Genomic DNA, 21514 nt, shown 5'->3' on the forward strand with positions numbered 1-21514 from the left:
CGTTATGGAAGGTTTATTCCACTTATTTATTATTTAATCAACGGTGATGGTATCTTTATAATCAAGACTTACATAAGCTTTTTCATTTCGGGCAAAGCCCTTCAAATGATAGAGTCAAGCCTCACGAGCAATTAGTATCGGTTAGCTCCATGCATTGCTGCACTTCCACACCCGACCTATCAACGTCCTGGTCTCGAACGACTCTTTAGGGTGGTTAAACCACCAGGGAAGTCTCATCTTCAGGCGAGTTTCACGCTTAGATGCTTTCAGCGTTTATCTCTTCCGAACTTAGCTACCCGGCTATGCCACTGGCGTGACAACCGGTACACCAGAGGTTCGTCCACTCCGGTCCTCTCGTACTAGGAGCAGCCCCCGTCAAACTTCCAACGCCCACTGCAGATAGGGACCAAACTGTCTCACGACGTTTTAAACCCAGCTCACGTACCACTTTAAATGGCGAACAGCCATACCCTTGGGACCGACTACAGCCCCAGGATGTGATGAGCCGACATCGAGGTGCCAAACTCCGCCGTCGATATGAACTCTTGGGCGGAATCAGCCTGTTATCCCCGGAGTACCTTTTATCCGTTGAGCGATGGCCCTTCCATACAGAACCACCGGATCACTATGTCCTGCTTTCGCACCTGCTCGACTTGTCGGTCTCGCAGTTAAGCTACCTTTTGCCATTGCACTATCAGTCCGATTTCCGACCGGACCTAGGTAACCTTCGAACTCCTCCGTTACTCTTTGGGAGGAGACCGCCCCAGTCAAACTGCCTACCATGCACGGTCCCCGACCCGGATAACGGGTCTGGGTTAGAACCTCAAAGACACCAGGGTGGTATTTCAAGGACGGCTCCACAGAAACTGGCGTCTCTGCTTCAAAGCCTCCCACCTATCCTACACAAGTGCCTTCAAAGTCCAATGCAAAGCTACAGTAAAGGTTCACGGGGTCTTTCCGTCTAGCAGCGGGGAGATTGCATCTTCACAACCATTTCAACTTCGCTGAGTCTCAGGAGGAGACAGTGTGGCCATCGTTACGCCATTCGTGCGGGTCGGAACTTACCCGACAAGGAATTTCGCTACCTTAGGACCGTTATAGTTACGGCCGCCGTTTACTGGGGCTTCGATCCGATGCTTGCACATCTTCAATTAACCTTCCAGCACCGGGCAGGCGTCACACCCTATACGTCCACTTTCGTGTTAGCAGAGTGCTGTGTTTTTAATAAACAGTCGCAGCCACCTATTCTCTGCGACCCTCCGATGCTTACGCAGCAAGTGCTTCACATTAGAGGGCATACCTTCTCCCGAAGTTACGGTATCAATTTGCCGAGTTCCTTCTCCTGAGTTCTCTCAAGCGCCTTAGAATTCTCATCCTACCCACCTGTGTCGGTTTGCGGTACGGTTCTGATTTAGCTGAAGCTTAGTGGCTTTTCCTGGAAGCGTGGTATCTGTCACTTCAACTCCGTAGAGTCTCGTTATCACTTCTCGGTGTTATGAAAGTCCGGATTTGCCTAAACTTTCCACCTACCGGCTTGAACGACCTATTCCAACAGGCCGCTGACATAACCTTCTCCGTCCCCACATCGCACTAAATCAAAGTACGGGAATATTAACCCGTTTCCCATCGACTACGCATTTCTGCCTCGCCTTAGGGGCCGACTCACCCTACGCCGATGAACGTTGCGTAGGAAACCTTGGGTTTTCGGCGAGCGGGCTTTTCACCCGCTTTATCGCTACTCATGTCAACATTCGCACTTCTGATACCTCCAGCAACCTTCTCAAGTTACCTTCTTCGGCCTACAGAACGCTCCCCTACCATGCTAATAAATTAGCATCCGCAGCTTCGGTTATAGATTTGAGCCCCGTTACATCTTCCGCGCAGGACGACTCGACCAGTGAGCTATTACGCTTTCTTTAAATGATGGCTGCTTCTAAGCCAACATCCTGGCTGTCTGGGCCTTCCCACTTCGTTTACCACTTAATCTATCATTTGGGACCTTAGCTGGCGGTCTGGGTTGTTTCCCTTTTGACAACGGACGTTAGCACCCGCTGTCTGTCTCCCGAGGAACAACTTGATGGTATTCTTAGTTTGCCATGGGTTGGTAAGTTGCAATAACCCCCTAGCCATAACAGTGCTTTACCCCCATCAGTCTCTTACTCGAGGCACTACCTAAATAGTTTTCGGGGAGAACCAGCTATCTCCGAGTTTGTTTAGCCTTTCACCCCTATCCACAGCTCATCCCCGCATTTTGCAACATGCGTGGGTTCGGACCTCCAGTACCTGTTACGGCACCTTCATCCTGGCCATGGATAGATCACTCGGTTTCGGGTCTACACCCAGCAACTCATCGCCCTATTAAGACTCGGTTTCCCTACGCCTCCCCTATCCGGTTAAGCTCGCTACTGAATGTAAGTCGTTGACCCATTATACAAAAGGTACGCAGTCACGGAACAAGTCCGCTCCCACTGTTTGTATGCATCAGGTTTCAGGTTCTATTTCACTCCCCTCCCGGGGTTCTTTTCGCCTTTCCCTCACGGTACTGGTTCACTATCGGTCGATGATGAGTATTTAGCCTTGGAGGATGGTCCCCCCATATTCAGACAGGATTTCACGTGTCCCGCCCTACTTGTCGTATACCTAGTACCATCATTGCAATTTCGAATACGGGGCTATCACCCACTATGGCCAAGCTTCCCAGCTTGTTCTTCTATCGCAACAATTATCATATACAGGCTCCTCCGCGTTCGCTCGCCACTACTTACGGAATCTCGGTTGATTTCTTTTCCTCCGGGTACTTAGATGGTTCAGTTCTCCGGGTTCGCTTCGCTTATCCTATGTATTCAGATAAGGATACTCAGCAAGCTGAGTGGGTTTCCCCATTCGGACATCGCGGGATCATAGCTTTATTGCCAGCTCCCCCACGCTTTTCGCAGGCTTACACGTCCTTCGTCGCCTATCATCGCCAAGGCATCCACCTGATGCACTTATTCACTTGACTCTATCATTTCAAGAACCTTTTTGACTTCGCCTTCATCCCGTTGACTAGGCAATCCGGCTTAAGGCACTTACTTTGATAAAGCTTACTGCTTGTTGTGTACCGATCCTGCCTTTTGTTTTTCAGGACCGGTTGATACAATCATCACCCAAATACTGTGATCGAATTGCTTATTAAATACTCAGCAAGGCTTTTCTTTAAAGTTTGAAAAAAAGCAGTTGCAACCGCTTCTTTCCCAATCCGACCAACATTGTCTTTGTTTGTTGATTTCGGCTTTCCAATTTGTTAAAGATCGATGCGCTTTCCAAGCAACTTCTTACATATGCAATACAACATATGCCAGCCGCTGGCTTACTTCGCAAATCAAAATGAGCTGGCCATTATAACAGCCAACTTCTGAAAGTCAACTAAAAAGAAGCTTTTTCGCGCTTCTTCACTTCAACTTTCTTTCGCTTTGATTTGCAAAGTATGGTGGAGGCAAACGGGATCGAACCGATGACCCCCTGCTTGCAAAGCAGGTGCTCTACCAACTGAGCTATGCCCCCAGTATCGGGTATCCTGGCCCTTCGCTTTCCAAATCCGCTACCGGACTCTTCTGCTTCATGCGTTTGGTGGGTCTGGGAGGACTTGAACCTCCGACCCCACGCTTATCAAGCGTGTGCTCTAACCAGCTGAGCTACAAACCCAAGGCCTTGTTTACTTCCTTTGCATCTCTAATTCCACAGCTTACCGATAAGTGTGAATGCCTTAAACCTCTTCTTCTCTAGAAAGGAGGTGATCCAGCCGCAGGTTCCCCTACGGCTACCTTGTTACGACTTCACCCCAGTCATGAAGCATACCGTGTTAAGCGGGCTCCCGAAGGTTACCCTACCCAATTCTGGTATCCCCCACTCCCATGGTGTGACGGGCGGTGTGTACAAGACCCGGGAACGTATTCACCGCAGTATGCTGACCTGCGATTACTAGCGATTCCGACTTCATGCACTCGAGTTGCAGAGTGCAATCCGGACTACGATCGGTTTTCTGGGATTGGCTCCGCCTCGCGGCTTGGCTACCCTCTGTACCGACCATTGTATGACGTGTGAAGCCCTGGTCATAAGGGCCATGAGGACTTGACGTCATCCCCACCTTCCTCCGGCTTGTCACCGGCAGTCTCATTAGAGTGCCCAACTAAATGATGGCAACTAATGACAAGGGTTGCGCTCGTTGCGGGACTTAACCCAACATCTCACGACACGAGCTGACGACAGCCATGCAGCACCTGTGTTACGGTTCCCGAAGGCACCCCTCCGTCTCTGGAGGGTTCCGTACATGTCAAGACCAGGTAAGGTTCTTCGCGTTGCATCGAATTAATCCACATCATCCACCGCTTGTGCGGGTCCCCGTCAATTCCTTTGAGTTTTAATCTTGCGACCGTACTCCCCAGGCGGTCAATTTCACGCGTTAGCTACGCTACTAAGGTATCAAGTACCCCAACAGCTAATTGACATCGTTTAGGGCGTGGACTACCAGGGTATCTAATCCTGTTTGCTACCCACGCTTTCGAGCATGAACGTCAGTGTTATCCCAGGGGGCTGCCTTCGCCATCGGTATTCCTCCACATCTCTACGCATTTCACTGCTACACGTGGAATTCTACCCCCCTCTGACACACTCTAGTCACCCAGTTCAAAACGCAGTTCCCAGGTTGAGCCCGGGGCTTTCACATCTTGCTTAAGTAACCGTCTGCGCTCGCTTTACGCCCAGTAATTCCGATTAACGCTCGCACCCTACGTATTACCGCGGCTGCTGGCACGTAGTTAGCCGGTGCTTATTCTTCAGGTACCGTCATAAGCTCAGGGTATTAACCCAAACCCTTTCTTCCCTGACAAAAGTCCTTTACAACCCGAAGGCCTTCTTCAGACACGCGGCATGGCTGGATCAGGCTTTCGCCCATTGTCCAAAATTCCCCACTGCTGCCTCCCGTAGGAGTCTGGGCCGTGTCTCAGTCCCAGTGTGGCGGATCATCCTCTCAGACCCACTACTGATCGTCGCCTTGGTAGGCCTTTACCCCACCAACTAGCTAATCAGACATTGGCCGCTCGAATAACGCGAGGCCCGAAGGTCCCCCGCTTTCCTCCTCAGAGCGTATGCGGTATTAGCCATCCTTTCGGACAGTTATCCCCCATTACTCGGTACGTTCCAATGTATTACTCACCCGTTCGCCACTCGCCACCAAAAGAGCAAGCTCTTTCGTGCTGCCGTTCGACTTGCATGTGTAAAGCATGCCGCCAGCGTTCAATCTGAGCCAGGATCAAACTCTTATGTTCAATCTCTAACTTTTTAACTTCTGGTCTGCTTCAAAGAAACTGACAAAGCGTAGATAATCTACATCTTGTCTGTTTTTGTCGCAGTGTGAGGCCCAAGGCACTCACACTTATCGGTAATCTGTTTGTTAAAGAGCAAGACCGAAATTATAAACCACCAAAATTTTATCTGTCAAGACTAAAAGCAACCAATCCGTTTACTCAAAATCCCAACCGTGGTACAATCTACAGTCAGTTTTATTCACCGCCTCAGCAGCGAAGAACCGAACTATACACAACCCAAACAAAATCCGTCAACCCCCAAAACAAAAAATCCCCCAGAAAAAATTGCACCCATCTGTTTTACAACAGAATTTTTTATAACTAAAAATAGACAAAACAGAGGATGCCGCCCATCGGAAACTTCATACCTCTTCGACACCCAAACTCACCCGCACCGCTACCCATTCACCTTCAGCCCCCTAGCAAAAACACTACAGTTACCCTCTCTTCCTCTTCCATGAATAAGGATTTAAGCTCTTCTCTGGTATTGGCTTGTTTGTTTTTTTTGGCGGAGTAGCTCTTTGGCGGCGGAAATAGCTGCCAAACAATTTTAATTATTTAATATCAGCTAATTTAGATAACCGTCCACCTAAAATAAATGCCGTCTGAAATTCTTCAGACGGCATTTATTTTGATATACAAAGTACTACAACACAGCTAAATAATATTTATTATGTTATGGCAAAATGACTTCAAGCACAAATTTGGAACCGACATATGCCAGCATCAAACTAACAAAACCTGCAATTGTCCACAATGCCGCCTGTTTACCTCTCCAAGAAGTCATATTTCTTTTTAGCAGAAGTCCGCCATAAATCAACCAAGATAATATACCGAAGACAGTTTTATGTGATAATTCTACAGGTTTGCCAAATACAACCTCAGCAAAAAATGTGCCACTAATAACGGAAAATGTTAGCAGTAAAAAGCCAACCGCCATTCCTTGAAACATAAGTTTTTCCAGACTTAGCAAAGGAGGCAGAAATTTGGTAAAGGGGGAGAAGCGGTGTTTGTGCAGATTTCTGTTTAACAATAAAATCAACACGGCCAATAACGTAACAATTCCAAACAAACCATATGCAAGCAATGACCCGCTAACATGCAGTATAAAAGGCCAATTACTAATTTTATAGCCCACGTAATGGCCAGGGAAAATGACTGCTATCAATAATGAAAAAGCGGCGCAAGGATATAAAAGAAGCTGCAACCCCTTTAAGCGGTAAAAAAAACTACCTGCCCAATACATCGTCAACATCAACCAGACAATAAGACTGACGGCATAACCAAACCCCATGACCAAAACTTGATCTCTCAATACCGGCAATACCAATACTGCTCCGTGTACAAGCAAAATAGGGGCCAATATAGCAAGCTCGGTTTTTAAAGGATAGTGTTGCCGAACACCTTCTTTTTTATATTGAAGCCATGCAAAAACGGCCAATCCGGCATACACCAGTATCAGACAAATCAATATAATAGGCATGACAAACTTTCTACGCGCGCATATTCAGAAGCGCACTCGTGGTGTAAAATACGGTAATTTTATCAAATAACGCCAAACTCGTGGCGGCCATTCTCAATAAGTAAGGAAGTACATGTTAGATAATTTAACAAGCCGCTTTAGTAATGTATTTAAAAACATTCGCGGACAATCAAAACTCACAGAAGATAATATCAAAGAAGCATTGCGTGAGGTACGTTTGGCATTATTAGAAGCTGATGTTGCCCTACCTATAGTTAAAGATTTTGTAAACAGTGTAAAAGAAAAAGCCCTCGGCCATGAAATCGCCGATAGCCTCACGCCTGACCAAGCATTTATCGGAGTCGTAAATGAAGCGCTGGTCGAGTTGATGGGTAAGGAAAACCACAGCCTGAATTTAGCCGTTTCGCCACCTGCCGTCGTGTTAATGGCAGGCCTGCAGGGGGCGGGTAAGACAACTACGGTAGGCAAACTCTCCCGCCTATTGAAAAATGACCACAAGAAAAAAATCCTTGTGGTCTCCGCCGACGTTTACCGCCCTGCTGCAATCGAGCAGCTAAAACTCCTCGCAAACCAAGTAGGCGTTGACTTCTTCCCCTCCAGCACAGAACAAAAACCAGTAGAGATTGCCCGTGCAGCAGTCGATTATGCAAAGAAACATTTCTATGATGTTCTTATGGTCGATACAGCCGGTCGCTTAGCTATTGATGAAGAAATGATGGCCGAGATTAAAGCACTACATGCAGCCGTCAACCCGGTCGAAACTTTATTTGTCGTAGACGCCATGCTTGGGCAGGATGCCGTAAACACAGCAAAAGCTTTCAATGAGGCCTTACCGTTAACGGGCGTAATCCTAACCAAAATGGATGGTGATTCACGCGGCGGTGCGGCTCTGTCTGTCCGCCAAACTACTGGCAAACCGATTAAATTTATCGGTACGGGCGAAAAAGTTACCGGTTTGGAACCCTTCCACCCGGATCGTATTGCCAGCCGTATTTTAGGTATGGGCGATGTATTAACGCTGATTGAAGACGTACAAAAAGGAATTGATGAGGAAGTCGCTGCCAAAATGGCTAAAAAGCTGCATAAAGGCAAAGGCTTCGACTTAAATGACTTCAAAGAGCAAATTCAACAGATGCGCAATATGGGCGGCCTGGAAAGCATCATGTCTAAAATGCCCGGAGAGATAGGGCAGCTTTCCAAGCAGATTCCAGAAGGCACGGCAGAAAAGGCCATGAGCCATGTAGAAGCGATTATCAACTCTATGACAGCCAAAGAGCGGGCCAATCCCTCAATTATTAAGGCCAGCAGAAAACGCCGTATCGCCGCCGGTTCAGGAACCAGCGTGCAAGAAGTAAATAAAATGCTGAAACAATTTGAGCAGTCTCAGCAGATGATGAAAATGTTTAGTGGCAAAGGCATGAGCAAACTTATGAATCTTGCCAAAGGAATGAAAGGCCGCTTCCCCGGTTTATAAATTCCTATCTTACCATTTAGGCCTTGATCATAATTAATACGGATCAAGGCCTAATTTTATAACAACCGCTTTTCCATACATATTCCTATGGAATCACGATTTAGGGAATAAGGGAAACCGTGCACCACTTAATTTAGAAAATAATCTTACTTTTCACAAATAAGTCAGTGCAATAAACTTTTTGCCAAGCTGAACCAAAATTTAATCATTTTATATTCAGCCACACTTAACTCATACTAAAACGGCTATTAAAAATAACTGCCTCTGCTATTTATATATTCAAAAATATGCCGTCTGAACCATGATTTTCAGACGGCATATTCCGAGAATTACCTAAAACTAACAATATTCACTAACAATCTACTCAATCAGCAAACCAGGTTTATTTGTTTCAACCTGAATTAAAGATTGCTCCTCATGAATCGTTTCAATTGTTTTTGGCAGATCCGAACGGCGCAAGCCTTTAGGTAATTCTAAAGCCGGCATCTGTTTAGCTGCTTCCAAAGCTTCAATACTGGTTTGCACCAAAATCAAACCACCCAAATCAGACTCTTGCACGACACTACTCGACGCTGAATTTGTTAAAGCACTGCTTGAAGATTCTTGCGTAAATTGCTCTTTCATCAACTCTTCAGATGGTTTCTTGTCATCTTCGGCTTCAATACCTATCAATTGAGCTACAGCTTTTTGTACTTTCGCCGCTGCTTCATTGACTATGGTTTCTTCTGGAATGTTTTCTTCCGTTTCTACAGAAATATCATCCTCAATTGCAAACAACCCAACGGCCACATTATCAGCTTCATCCGATACTGCTGGCAAAACAATGGTTACCGGCTTATCAATAGGTGTATCTGCTTGCGGAACAACCACATCAACAGCCATCGGAACAGGCACGGCAACAGGCACGGCAACAGGCTCTTCTGCCGCACCGCCTAACACGTGGGCAACAGCATTTCGCACTTTATCCCCCACCTCCTCAATCATCAAGTATTGCTCGATTTTGGCAGCCGAAGGGATATTACGTTTTTTACTGTTATTGCGACGGTCTCTTTGATTACGGTTGTTACGCTCGTTGCGCTCCGTATTACGGTTACGCTTATGCGCACTATTCTTACCGTCGGCATCACCGCTCAAATTCACCACTACAGGTTCTTGTTCTTGCACATCAGCGGTACTTGCCGCAACAGATGCTACTTTCTCATTTACCTCTAATGCGGCTACCGGAGCAACAATTTCTTCCTGACGACGCGGCTCATTACGGTTATTGCGGCGGCGGTTATTAGTATTAACCGATTCATTAGCACCGGTGTCTTCTACTGCTACTGAATTCTTTCCGCGTCGCTCCTCTGCGTTACCGTTTGACGCTCCGTTGTTACGGTCACGACCAGTATTGTTTTCACTTTGCTGATCACGTCGGCCACGCTGGTTACCGCGAGTATCGGCTGCTTCTACAACCTCCGCTTTTTCCTTATCGGTATCGTACTCATTACGTCGACTTTGATTACCGTTGTTTCGGCGGGGATTATGGCGGCGATTCTGCTGTCGACGGCTTTTACCATTCGTCTGCCGTTGGCTTGGACGGGGATTAGCCGCTTGTTTTTCAGGCTCCGCTTTAGTTTCTTCCGAATTGCCAAATACACGGCCAAACCAAGCCTTAATACTATCCCACCATGAACCGCCGGTTGAAGTCTCGCTTACTGTGGGAGCAGGCTGGGTATGCTTCACCCCCTTAACAGCCGGCTCAGGGCGTGCCGCTTTGACTTTATCGCCATTAAAAGGCAGATTATCTTGTTTTTCAGGCTCGGCCACACGCTGGTAGCTAGGTGCCGCATTTTCATCCACATCATCATTACGCACGCGACTAACGTCATAATGCGGATTCTCCAAATGAATATTCGGAATCAGGAAAACCGATACGTCCAAACGCTCTTCTAATCCGAACAGCTCGGCCCGTTTCTCATTCAACAAAAAGGTTGCCACATCCACCGGTACTTGTGCATGTACCTCAGCGGTATTGTCTTTCATCGCTTCTTCTTGAATGATGCGCAATACATGCAATGCCGTTGACTCGATGCCACGGATCACACCGGTGCCGGCACAACGTGGACAGGCAACATGACTGCTCTCTCCCAAAGCCGGCTTCAGGCGCTGACGGCTAAGCTCCAACAAGCCAAAGCGGGAAAGCTTACCCATTTGCACACGGGCACGGTCTTTTTTCAGAGCATCACGCAGGGTATTTTCCACATCGCGTTGATGCTTAGGGTTTTCCATATCAATAAAATCAATAACTACCAAACCGCCTAAGTCGCGCAAACGCATTTGGCGCGCTACTTCTTCGGCTGCTTCCATATTGGTTTTAAAAGCAGTATCTTCGATATCAGCACCACGGGTTGCGCGGGCGGAGTTGACATCTACCGACACCAGCGCTTCGGTATGGTCAATGACAATGGCACCGCCTGACGGCAGACTGACACTGCGTGAGAAAGCACTTTCGATTTGGTGTTCGATTTGAAAACGTGAAAACAGGGGCGTATGATCTTCATAAAGTTTCAGACGGCCGATATTATTCGGCATCACATAACTCATGAATTCGGAAACCTGAGCATAAACCTCTTGGTTATCAATCAGAATTTCACCGATATCGGGACGGAAATAATCGCGTACGGCACGGATCACCAGAGAGCTTTCCATAAAGAGCAAGTAAGGTTCGTGATGTGCCTTACCCGCCTCTTCGATGGCGTGCCAAAGCTGTAGCAGGTAGTTGAAATCCCACTGCAACTCTTCCACACTGCGGCCTATGCCCGCCGTACGGGCAATCAGACTCATACCGCGGGGCACATCCAATTCGGCCATCGCACTTTTGAGCTCTTGGCGTTCTTCGCCTTCGATACGGCGCGACACGCCGCCGCCCCTCGGATTATTCGGCATCAAAACCAAGTAACGCCCGGCCAAGCTGATAAAGGTGGTCAACGCCGCGCCTTTATTTCCGCGCTCGTCTTTTTCCACCTGCACGATAACCTCCATGCCTTCTTTAAGCACATCTTGGATACGTGCACGACCGCCTTCGTAATCTTGGAAATACGAACGGGACACTTCCTTAAAAGGTAAAAAGCCGTGGCGGTCGGTTCCGTAATCAACGAAACACGCTTCCAGCGACGGCTCAATACGGGTGATCACACCCTTATAAATATTACCTTTACGCTGTTCTTTTCCCAGCGTTTCGATATCCAAATCCAACAGGGTTTGTCCATCGACAATAGCTACGCGCAACTCTTCGGCTTGCGTAGCATTAAATAACATACGTTTCATAAAAACGACCTCGTTCTTTATTTTTAGCACTCACGAGGCGCGTAATCAGTTTTCGACACTTGCTTTGCCGCCAATGGTCAGGCCGTCTGAAAACGGCGTGTGGGGCAGGATTCCGGATATAAGAAGGTTAATGTAAAGAACAAGGCACATATCAAAATATGCCGAAAGCCGATGCCGTACTTTCAAAATGCGCATCAGGCCGAAAATCTGAGCCGTATCTTCTTTATCATCGTTCGACGGCATCGCTGCCCGAAAACTGCGCCGTGCGTCTTATGCGCGGGCGGACTTCCGTCGAAAAGGTCAAACTTAACTACCACTCTGCCCTGCTGGCTTGCGCATGACAAAGGAAAATGCTTTGTGGAGTGCGTTTTTAATATAAAATATTTCTATTCGCAATTTTTCAGCTTGCGGCCAAATACTACCGCATAAACTCTCGGGTAGGCTGTGATTTTTTATACTTTCAGACGGCCTCAAAATTAGATTGGTATACTGCATGTCTGAACAGCCGAACCGTTATCGGATTATAGAGAAAATGCCAACAATTAGCAAAGACTTGGTGAACCATCTCACCATTCCCGAAGAAGATGCCGGACAACGTTTGGACAACTTTTTGATCAAAATTTTGAAAGGTGTTCCTAAAAGCCATATCCAACGCATCATTCGCGCCGGAGAAGTGCGTCTGAACAAAAAACGTTGCAAGCCGACCGATCGTATTTCGACAGGCGACCTCCTGCGCATTCCGCCTATACGTATCGCCGAAAAAATCAAGCCTGTCGCGTCGCACAACGCCCCTGCCCGTGAATTTGATATCGTATATGAAGATGATGCCCTGCTGGTAGTCAACAAACCCAGCGGTATAGCCGTACACGGAGGCAGCGGTGTCAGTTTCGGAGTTATCGAGCAACTCCGGCGTGCCCGCCCCGAGGCGCGCTATCTCGAATTGGTACACCGTTTGGACAAAGATACCAGCGGCCTGCTGATGATTGCTAAAAAGCGCAGTGCCTTAGTGAAGCTCCACGAAGCCATCCGAAACGATCATCCGAAAAAAATCTACCTTGCCCTTGGCATCGGAAAACTGGTTCAAGATAAAACCCACGTCAAGCTCCCACTATTCAAATATACCGGCGCACAAGGCGAAAAAATGGTGCGCGTAAGCGAAGAAGGCCAGTCTGCCCATACTATATTCCGCGTATTGCAAAGATATAACGGCGATATCTTGCACCAAATAGGCCTCTCAAACCTTACTTATGTGGAAGCCACCCTAAAAACCGGCCGCACCCACCAAATCCGCGTTCACATGCAATCGCAAAACTGCCCGATTGCCGGTGATGAGCGCTACGGCGACTACCAAGCCAACAAACGCCTGCAAAAAATCGGGCTGAAACGTATGTTTCTGCACGCCGCCGAGCTGCATTTAAATCACCCGCTTACCAACGAACCTTTAAAGTTGATTGCACCGCTACCGCCCGAATTAGAGCAATGCTTGCTGATATTCTCAAACGAAAAAAAAGCCTAAAAGATTCTATAATTTTTCAGACGGCCTCAGATTCGTATGCAAATACCATCAAAGCATCTAAAAAACCGCCAAGGCACAACCATACACTTCTATACCTCCACGCCTACTAGGAAATTACCTTCTTCTTTTTAGATAGGCCCATACCAATCAAAAAGCCGCGGACAAGGAAACCCTTATGCCTCCAAAACTCATTATCTTCGACTGGGACGGCACGCTTGCCGATACCACCGCACCGATTACCGCCGCCATGCAGGCCGCCTTTCTAGAACACGGCTTGCCCGCGCCACCGGCCGAAAGCATACGCAAACTAATCGGATACGATTTGCGCACCATCATATCCATACTGCATCCCGATATTGACAAAACCCAACTGACGGCACTGGTACGGACTTACACCACTCATTATCTCAATCCCAACAATCAGAATATGCGCCTTTTCGAGCATGCCTTACCTTGCTTGAATACGCTCAAAGAGCAAGGTTATTGGCTGGCAGTGGCCACAGGCAAGGGGAGAAGCGGCCTAGACAGTGCCATTAGCCAAACCGGTACGGCACATTTTTGGTACGCGACGCGCTGCGCCAGCGAATGCCCTTCAAAGCCTGCGCCCGACATGGTGCTTGAAATCTGTGACGAGCTGGGTGTTTTACCTACTGAAGCTCTGGTTGTCGGCGACACTACTTTTGATTTGGATATGGCCGCCAATGCCCGTGCCTATGCCGTAGCCGTCAGCACAGGAGCACATACGTCAGAACAACTGCAAACCTCACCCCATTTGGCCATATTGGAAAATTTAGGCGGCCTGCCGTCTCTACTGCAAACTCTATAGCGGTTTTCAAAGCCCCTCGATGCGCCTAAAATAGAGCACTTAATTGATTTTGGAATACTACGATGCAATACCGTATCCGCCGTGAAGGCGAACCTGAAAACGGCCAACAACCGGCCGCCACAGAAAGTTGGGAGCGCAATACGTTGCGCGAAGCCCTACTGGAAACTTATAAAGAACAACGCCGCAACCGCATATGGCGCAACATTTGGCGTGTTATATGGCTCCTGGTTTTTCTTTCTCTAATTGTCGGCCTGCGCGGCGGTGCAAGCTCCAATGCGCCAAGCGGCGATCATACGGCAGTTATCCGCTTAAGCGGCGCGATTTCCAACGAATACCAAGACCAAGTCGCCACTCTGCGTGACAGCCTTCAAGCGGCATACTCGAACAGCTCGGTTAAAGGCATCATCATTAGGGCAAACAGCCCCGGCGGCTCCCCTGTTATTTCCAATATTGCATTTGAAGAAATACGCCGTCTGAAAAAAGAGCATCCCGATACACCGCTTTATGTAGTAGCCGAAGACGTATGCGCTTCCGGTTGTTACTACATTGCTGCCGCCGCAGATAAAATTTATGCCGACCCTTCAAGTGTAGTCGGCAGTATCGGTGTAATCGGAGGCGGCTTTGATTTTACAGGCCTGATGGACACATTAGGCATTAAACGCCGTCTGAAAACAGCAGGCAGCAATAAAGGCATGGGCGATCCGTTCAGCCCCGAAACGCCCGAACAAGCCAAAATTTGGGAACAAATGCTGACGGATATCCATCAGGAATTCATCAAAGCCGTTAAATTGGGACGCGGCAACCGTTTGAAAGAAAAAGAATACCCCGATATGTTCAGCGGTCGTATTTATACAGGCTCCGAAGCCAAAGCCGCCGGCCTGATTGATGATTTCGGTAATGTATACAGCATTTCACGCGATGTTATCGGCGCACCCGAGTTGGTGGATTACACCGAAGAAGATCCTTTAGGCATGCTGCTGGGCCGCCGTATCGGCATGGCCGCGGAAGAAAAAGCCCAAAGTATCATCAATCGTTTGTGGTAACCCATACACTGAAAATTTAAAAAGATAATTGCCTTAATATTCGGGAAGCTTTGTTTATCCAACTACACTTCCTTCATTTGTAAAATAATAATGCCGTCTGAAAAGTTTTTCAGACGGCATTATTATTTACAGGCTGTAGCGCAAGCAATAGCCAAGTAAGCTTCATCAAATGATACGAAGTAACACAGGCCAAAAAGTTTACCGTTACTACACTGCTATGCCCCTAGCTATTTCCTTAACGCACGTAACGCTTGGCAGCTTTCTTCACTTGTGCCAGCCAACGGCGGCGTACCGCACCAGACGGAGGCTCAACGCCCGCATACAGCCAGTTTTCATATTGGATCAGCAACCGGTCGATTTCGTCATCAGCCATATCATGCGCAGCCATCAAATGACGCAGCTCGGTCGCACTGGTAGCGGCCAATTTTTCATCTTCGCTACCCAATAATACTGTTTTTAACAGCATAAAACCTTCGGCCAGCTCATCAGTATCGGCCCGTCTGCCGTTCTTCCACCAATACCAAACCGGCAAAAATGCCAACAACAACCCAGGCAACAAGACAATCCATAGGGTCTTAAAGTTGAATCCGCCCAACCCTAAGGCGGCAAACAAACTATTTTGTTTATTTTGATCGTAATTTACCACCCATTGCTGCCAATAATACTGGCCCGTATCCGCCCAATTTGCCCATGTACCGCTTCGCTCCACCTGCGCACGTTCGCTTTCAGGCAATGCCTCGGCAACACCGCTTTGCGTGCGCACGGCCGAAACAGCAGCTGTCGGATCAACCCTCAACCACCGCTGTTCATCCGGCAGCCAAACTTCGGCCCACGCATGGGCATCACGGCTGCGCAACTGCCAAAAACCGGCTTGTTCATTAAAAGTACCTCCCTGATAACCGGTCACCACCCGTGCCGGCAATCCGCCCGCCCTCATCATAACGACAAAACTCTGGGCGTAATGCTCACAAAAACCACGACGGGTGCGAAACATAAATTCATCAATACCGTTTCGACCTTCGGTCTTCGGCGGCTGCAGGGTATAAACAAACGAACTGCTGCGGTAATGATGCAATACTTGATCGACAAATTGACGCGGTGACACCGACTGATCCCGCAATTTTTGAGCCAAGGCGCGTGTTTGCGGGTTACCTTCGCGAGGCAGGCGGGTATAAAACGCCTGTTCGGCGGCATTCAACCGTTGAACCAAGATATCGCCTACCGAAGCTTGCAAAGTCAGCCTGCGCAAACCTTCACGGCTTTGTTCCGCCCTCAACACCTGCCCCAAGCGCGCACCTATTCCCCGCGGCAGAGATGTGCCGGGATAATCCAATGCGGGCAGCACGCCGTTTTGATCACGCACAATCATTTGGTAAGTGGTTCTGCCTACTGTTGCGGCTTCGGCGTCATCTTCATAACGATTGTCCACCGCATGCCAGCGTATACCGTCAAAATCAGCCATGATGATGGCGCGCCAGTACATATCCTGAATTTCCGGTTGTTGCCCGCTAAAGGTAATATTGGCCACCCATTCATTGCTCTGTACCAGATTGCTGATACTGCCCGGTTCCATCGTATCCGACAAACCCGTTTTAGCTTGCGCACTTTGTTGCGGGATACGCCACAAAGGCTCGCTGCTTCTCGGCACCGCCACAAACAACAATACCATCAACGGTAAAGTCAGCAGTAACGCCTGTCCGCCCCGCTTGGCTGCCTGTTTGAAAGGCAAACCACCCAACAACGCCATACACACCGCCAACAGTAATAAAGTCAGCAACAGCCAAACACCCGTCAGCAGGCTTTGGTTAAGCAAAACACTTGATCCGCTGAGAAAAAGCATCGCCAACACCAGCACCTGCCAATCGCGCCTGCCCGTACTTTCAAACGACTTAAGCATCACCAGCAGCAATAAAAATGCAATCCCGCCCTCACGGCCAAACACCGTTCCCAATTGTTGCCAAACCAAACCGGCTACCATCAGCAACATTAATACCAAAGCCAAACCGTGCACACGGCCGATATGCAAACGCAACAAGGCCAAGCGGAGAAGCCATAAGCCGCCGAACAAAGCCGTTACCACCACAGGCAAAGCACCGGCAAGAGGCAATGCAGTCCACAGCAAAGTGCATAGCAATGCAAACTGCACAGGTGGCGGGGGTGCCTGTTTTAAAAAAACGGGATTTAATATCAACATATCAACTAGAAAATTATTCAAACCTTTTCAGACGGCCTTTACCTGAAAAATAACAGGCCGTCTGAAAATACAGTTATCCGATACCGTTGCATCGGGTGTTTTTAAGCAAATTTTTGGTTTCGCATCTCTCGAAGCACTATTTTCCAAATTTTCAGACGGCCTCAGGTAACCAAAACACCAGCAAGCCCCGTCGATCAAAAATACTTGTTTAACGCTGCAACCAAACATACCAATGCCGCCTGAATAGTTTCAGACGGCATTTGTCGTTTTCTCCTACCCAATGATACAAAACAGCAACAGCGTAAGCTTTATATTTTCCATTCTTACGCCTCGCAACAAATTGCCGCACTACCATAAAGCCAGTGCCGTCAAACACCTTTCCCGCTGTGCGGTTTGGGGAGCAATGGTTTGGTTCGGTAATTCCAACGTATATGCCAAGCCTGCTCTTTCGGCCTCCAACACACGAAAACACAATAATCCGGCCAAACGCTCCTTCGGCGTACCCGCCGGATAATCACGGTAGGACAAAACCTTTTGATTTGCCGCAGGCGGAATATCCTCAAAACGTTTATCCAGCAGCTCTCCCGTTTTGGCAAAAGTTTTCCAGGCAACATGCTGCAAAGAAGCGCCTTCACGGTGTTCTTGCAAATAAGCCAGATCTTCGCCGCCTTCTTGCATACTGCTTTTTGCAGCAGCGTCATCACCGTTTGCCGCAGCTTCCGGAATGTCATGCGGCATAGGTGCGGGATACACCACGGCATCACTCGGCCAATGCCACACGCATTGCACCATACACAAACCGAAAGGAGCCACACTGGCGGTACGCAGCGACGGTACGCACAAGTAGCCCCGCCGACTCGCCGGTACATGCCATTCGAAACGGCAATCCCCTGCCGCATCTACCTGCCAAGTTTGCCAAATAGCACTTTCAGACGGCCTCTGTTGCCATTCTTCCTCATTACACAGCCACAGCCAACGGGCACGGCGGTTGTCTTCGGCGGTCAATAATAAGTGTGCCTGATCGCCGGCAAAAACCTCTTTGGGCATTTCCACGTCAATCTTCATACCCAAGAGCTGGCGCATATTCATCAACACCGCCACCACTGCGAAACCGGCCAACCAAAAGGCTGCCGCATAAGCAAGGTTCACTTGGTAATTCACGCCCACCAACCACAACAGTATAACCATTACGGCCAAGCCGACACCCATACGGGTAGGTCGCCATAACAAATCGCGAACAGCGGGAGAACGCCCCGATACGGCAGGCAGGCTACGGTCAGGCAACGGCCACATGATTCAAAATATCCGTCAAAGCCTGCTCGCTATTGTAGCCGGCCTGTAAGGTTTGTACGCGGTGGTTGGTTACCGGCACCCACACTGCCTTGATATCATCGGGAAGCACATGAGCCCTGTCCTGCATAAATGCCCACGCTTTGGCAGCGCGAACCACCGCCAATCCCGCACGCGGGCTTAAACCCAATACAAAACGCCCCGGCTGGCGGCTGGCGGCTACCAAACGGTAAACATAATCCGCGGCTGCCGGTGCGAAACGAACCTCTGCCGCCTGCTGCTGCCATTGCGCCAACACAGCGGCATCACATACCGGCTGCAAACTCGGCAAACTTTGACGGCGGTCGCCTTCTGCATATAGTTGTCTCTCTGCTTCAGCAGCAGGATAGCCCATGCTCAAGCGCATCATAAAGCGGTCGAGCTGTGATTCGGGCAATGGAAATGTTCCCAACTGCTCCGTCGGATTCTGCGTAGCAACCACAATAAAAGGCTCGGGCAAACGATAGGTTTGACCATCCACCGATACCTGCCGCTCTTCCATTGCCTCCAATAAGGCAGATTGCAGTTTCGGGGATGCTCGGTTGATTTCATCGGCCAACAAGAAACGATGGAACACCGGTCCGGGGTGGAATTCGAAACGTCCTTCGTTCGGACGGTATACATTTACACCCAACAAATCGGCCGGCAGCATATCGTTGGTAAACTGCACGCGACGAAAATCCAAACCCAACACAGCAGCCAAACCATGTGCCAAGGTGGTTTTGCCGACACCCGGAACATCCTCCAATAAAACATGCCCTCCGGCCAACACACAAGTTAAAAGCTGCTGTAAAACATTTTTTTTGCCTAAAATCAGCGTATCAAGTTGGCGCAAAGCCTCTTGGATGGAAGGGTTCATATAATTATCGAATTAAAGTGAAAGTTAATAGAAATAATAATGAGGCCGTCTGAAAAATAAATGCTTGGTCGTTCAGTACTTGCCTGGCATGAAGATACCGTTTGAAAATCAGGTTTCAACCGGTGCTGATCATGCCGCTATAATAATCTATACGCCCCGCATTCTCACCATAATCCCCCAGCTTAATTATTTTTTCACATAATTATTATCACGATTACAACAATCGCTGCAAAAACCGATAAAAAAACGCCGTTTGAAATATTTTCAGACGGCATTTGATTTGGCTGCTACATATCCGGCAACCTATATAACATTTATGTAAAAAACATTATTAAAATACGGCCAAAGATACTGGCAACGCCTTTAAATCTCACTACCGCCAACCGTTAATCCCGCATCAATACGCAACGTAGGCTGACCAACGCCGACAGGCACGCTTTGCCCGTCTTTACCGCATACGCCCACACCACTATCGAGCTGGCTATCATTGCCGATCATGCTCACATGTTTCAATACTTCGGGGCCGCTGCCGATGATCGTTGCACCTTTAACGGGATATTGAAGCTTGCCGTTTTCCACCCACCAAGCTTCCGATGCACTAAAAACAAACTTACCGCTGGTGATGTCTACTTGTCCGCCACCGAAATTGACAGCATACAAACCTTTGTCGATCGAAGCGATAATTTCCTGAGGGTCGTGGCTGCCGTTTTCCATAAACGTGTTGGTCATGCGGGGCATCGGCACGGCAGAATAACTTTCCCGGCGCCCGTTACCGGTACTGCGGGTATTCATTAAGCGGGCATTGGTTTCGTCTTGCAGATAGCCGGTGAGAATACCGTCTTCAATCAGCACCGTCCGCCCGGTTTCATTGCCTTCATCATCAATATTGAGTGACCCTCGGCGGTCGGCAATATCGCCCTGATCCACCACAGTAACGCCTTTTGCTGCAACACGCTCGCCAATACGCCCTGAAAACACACTGGTCTGCTTGCGGTTGAAGTCACCTTCCAATCCATGGCCGACTGCTTCATGCAATAGTACACCCGGCCAACCGTTACCCAATACAACTTTCATCGCTCCCGCCGGTGCAGGCCGCGATTCCAAATTTATCAGCGCCTGTCCCACGGCTTTTTGCACATAACCGCTGATTACCGCATCATCAAAATACGTCAGATCAAAGCGGCCTCCACCACCCGCACTGCCCTGTTCCCGACGCTCACCTTGCTTGGCAATTACAGTCACAGACAGGCGCACCAACGGGCGGATATCGGCACTGTGTTTTCCATCCAAACGGGCGATATATATCAAGTCGTATTCGCAGGTTAAGCCCGCCATCACTTGTACTATCCGCGGATCAGCCGCTTTAGCCAACGCCTCCACTTTGTTGAGCAAAGCGACTTTCGCCGCAGAATCAAGGCTGGCAATCGGATTGGCAAGCGCATGTACGCTTTTACCATATACAGGCACGGGAATACATGTTGAGTACTCCTGCCCTGCATCAGCAATCACCCGTACAGCCTCCGCACTTCGACGCATAGAATCCGGATGCAGGCTGTCGGCGTAAGCAAAAGCTGTTTTTTCCCCGGCTACCGCACGCACACCTACACCTTGATCAATCTGGAAACTACCTGATTTCACAATCCCTTCTTCCAAATGCCAACTCTCAAACGCAGTACGTTGGCAATATATATCGGCGTAATCCACTTTTCTGTTGCCGATTAAACCAAGACTTTGCTCCAAAATTTCAGGAGCCAAGCCATTGGCGGCAAGCAGGTCTTGTGAAACGGTATGGTAAATTTGCTGCATAGCGGACATAATTATTCTTTAAATAAATCGGAATATACGGATTATACGGTATTCACTACCCGGCAGTCTTACCATTTAATTTACTTATCGAAATAACTGATAACATTTATATATATTAATTAAAAGTTAGCTCTTATATTTGCCTATTGAATAATAGCTACCCATAAGCAAGTTAGTAAGGAAATCATCTTTTAAAATATTTTCACACTCTCCGGCCTAACCATTAACCCACAAAAATAGAACCGTCTGAGAATTTTCAGACGGCCAGCATCACAATATTTCAAACTATTTTATTTTTTCAAATACTTATTTAAAAATTTTAAAAATAAT

Annotated in this window: 11 protein-coding genes, 2 tRNA genes and 2 rRNA genes; 4 read left to right on the forward strand and 11 right to left on the reverse strand. The window is 48.3% G+C overall.

Translation table 11 applies throughout. The features are described from left to right. Positions 1-110 precede the first annotated feature (110 nt). The 5 genes from LVJ86_RS09875 to LVJ86_RS09895 all read right to left on the reverse strand — a co-directional run bounded on the left by LVJ86_RS09875 (position 111) and on the right by LVJ86_RS09895 (position 6828). A 23S ribosomal RNA gene (locus LVJ86_RS09875) occupies positions 111-3001 on the reverse strand. Between the two features lie 466 nt (positions 3002-3467). Further along, positions 3468-3543, reverse strand: a tRNA-Ala gene (locus tag LVJ86_RS09880). Between the two features lie 64 nt (positions 3544-3607). Continuing rightward, positions 3608-3684, reverse strand: a tRNA-Ile gene (locus LVJ86_RS09885). A gap of 81 nt (positions 3685-3765) precedes the next feature. After that, a 16S ribosomal RNA gene (locus tag LVJ86_RS09890) occupies positions 3766-5306 on the reverse strand. The 16S and 23S rRNA genes sit together here with 2 tRNA genes alongside, the layout of an rRNA operon. Before the next feature lie 715 nt (positions 5307-6021). Further along, positions 6022-6828, reverse strand: coding sequence for a cytochrome C assembly family protein (locus LVJ86_RS09895; RefSeq protein WP_047761882.1), 807 nt, complete (start codon positions 6826-6828; stop codon positions 6022-6024). 112 nt (positions 6829-6940) lie between these two features. Here LVJ86_RS09895 and ffh point away from each other — a divergent pair, with 112 nt between their 5' ends. Beyond that, positions 6941-8302, forward strand: coding sequence for a signal recognition particle protein (gene ffh / locus LVJ86_RS09900; RefSeq protein ID WP_047761883.1), 1362 nt, complete (start codon positions 6941-6943; stop codon positions 8300-8302). 360 nt (positions 8303-8662) lie between these two features. Here the strand turns inward: ffh and LVJ86_RS09905 are convergent, their stop codons facing one another. Continuing rightward, a complete protein-coding gene (locus LVJ86_RS09905; RefSeq protein WP_047761896.1) occupies positions 8663-11602 on the reverse strand; it encodes an Rne/Rng family ribonuclease in 2940 nt (979 codons plus the stop codon). 54 nt (positions 11603-11656) lie between these two features. After that, positions 11657-11854 carry a hypothetical protein gene (locus LVJ86_RS09910; RefSeq protein WP_047761884.1) on the reverse strand — a complete coding sequence of 66 codons (198 nt, stop codon included), beginning with the start codon at positions 11852-11854 and terminating at the stop codon, positions 11657-11659. Positions 11855-12143: 289 nt separating this feature from the next. Between LVJ86_RS09910 and LVJ86_RS09915 the strand changes: the two genes are divergently transcribed. The 3 genes from LVJ86_RS09915 (at position 12144) to LVJ86_RS09925 (ending at position 14996) form a co-directional block, all read left to right on the forward strand. Further along, positions 12144-13127 carry an RluA family pseudouridine synthase gene (locus tag LVJ86_RS09915; RefSeq protein WP_047761897.1) on the forward strand — a complete coding sequence of 328 codons (984 nt, stop codon included), beginning with the start codon at positions 12144-12146 and terminating at the stop codon, positions 13125-13127. A gap of 175 nt (positions 13128-13302) precedes the next feature. After that, positions 13303-13953 carry an HAD-IA family hydrolase gene (locus LVJ86_RS09920; protein WP_047761886.1) on the forward strand — a complete coding sequence of 217 codons (651 nt, stop codon included), beginning with the start codon at positions 13303-13305 and terminating at the stop codon, positions 13951-13953. Between the two features lie 62 nt (positions 13954-14015). Further along, positions 14016-14996: a S49 family peptidase gene (locus LVJ86_RS09925; protein WP_047761887.1), complete on the forward strand. Its 981-nt coding sequence runs from the start codon at positions 14016-14018 to the stop codon at positions 14994-14996. A 235-nt stretch (positions 14997-15231) separates the two neighbouring features. Here LVJ86_RS09925 and LVJ86_RS09930 read toward each other — a convergent pair whose 3' ends face one another. From LVJ86_RS09930 to tldD, 4 genes are all read right to left on the reverse strand, one after another. After that, positions 15232-17142: a transglutaminase TgpA family protein gene (locus tag LVJ86_RS09930; RefSeq protein WP_235284631.1), complete on the reverse strand. Its 1911-nt coding sequence runs from the start codon at positions 17140-17142 to the stop codon at positions 15232-15234. A gap of 396 nt (positions 17143-17538) precedes the next feature. Next, positions 17539-18483 (reverse strand): DUF58 domain-containing protein, encoded by a 945-nt coding sequence (locus LVJ86_RS09935; protein ID WP_047761889.1) that lies wholly within the window; start codon positions 18481-18483, stop codon positions 17539-17541. Next, positions 18467-19378: an AAA family ATPase gene (locus LVJ86_RS09940; protein ID WP_047761890.1), complete on the reverse strand. Its 912-nt coding sequence runs from the start codon at positions 19376-19378 to the stop codon at positions 18467-18469. Before LVJ86_RS09940 ends, LVJ86_RS09935 begins: the two co-directional genes overlap by 17 nt. Positions 19379-19741: 363 nt before the next feature. After that, positions 19742-21184: a metalloprotease TldD gene (tldD, locus tag LVJ86_RS09945; RefSeq protein WP_047761898.1), complete on the reverse strand. Its 1443-nt coding sequence runs from the start codon at positions 21182-21184 to the stop codon at positions 19742-19744. Positions 21185-21514: the final 330 nt, after the last annotated feature.

The organism is Neisseria arctica (assembly GCF_022870905.1).
GTDB lineage: Bacteria > Pseudomonadota > Gammaproteobacteria > Burkholderiales > Neisseriaceae > Neisseria > Neisseria arctica.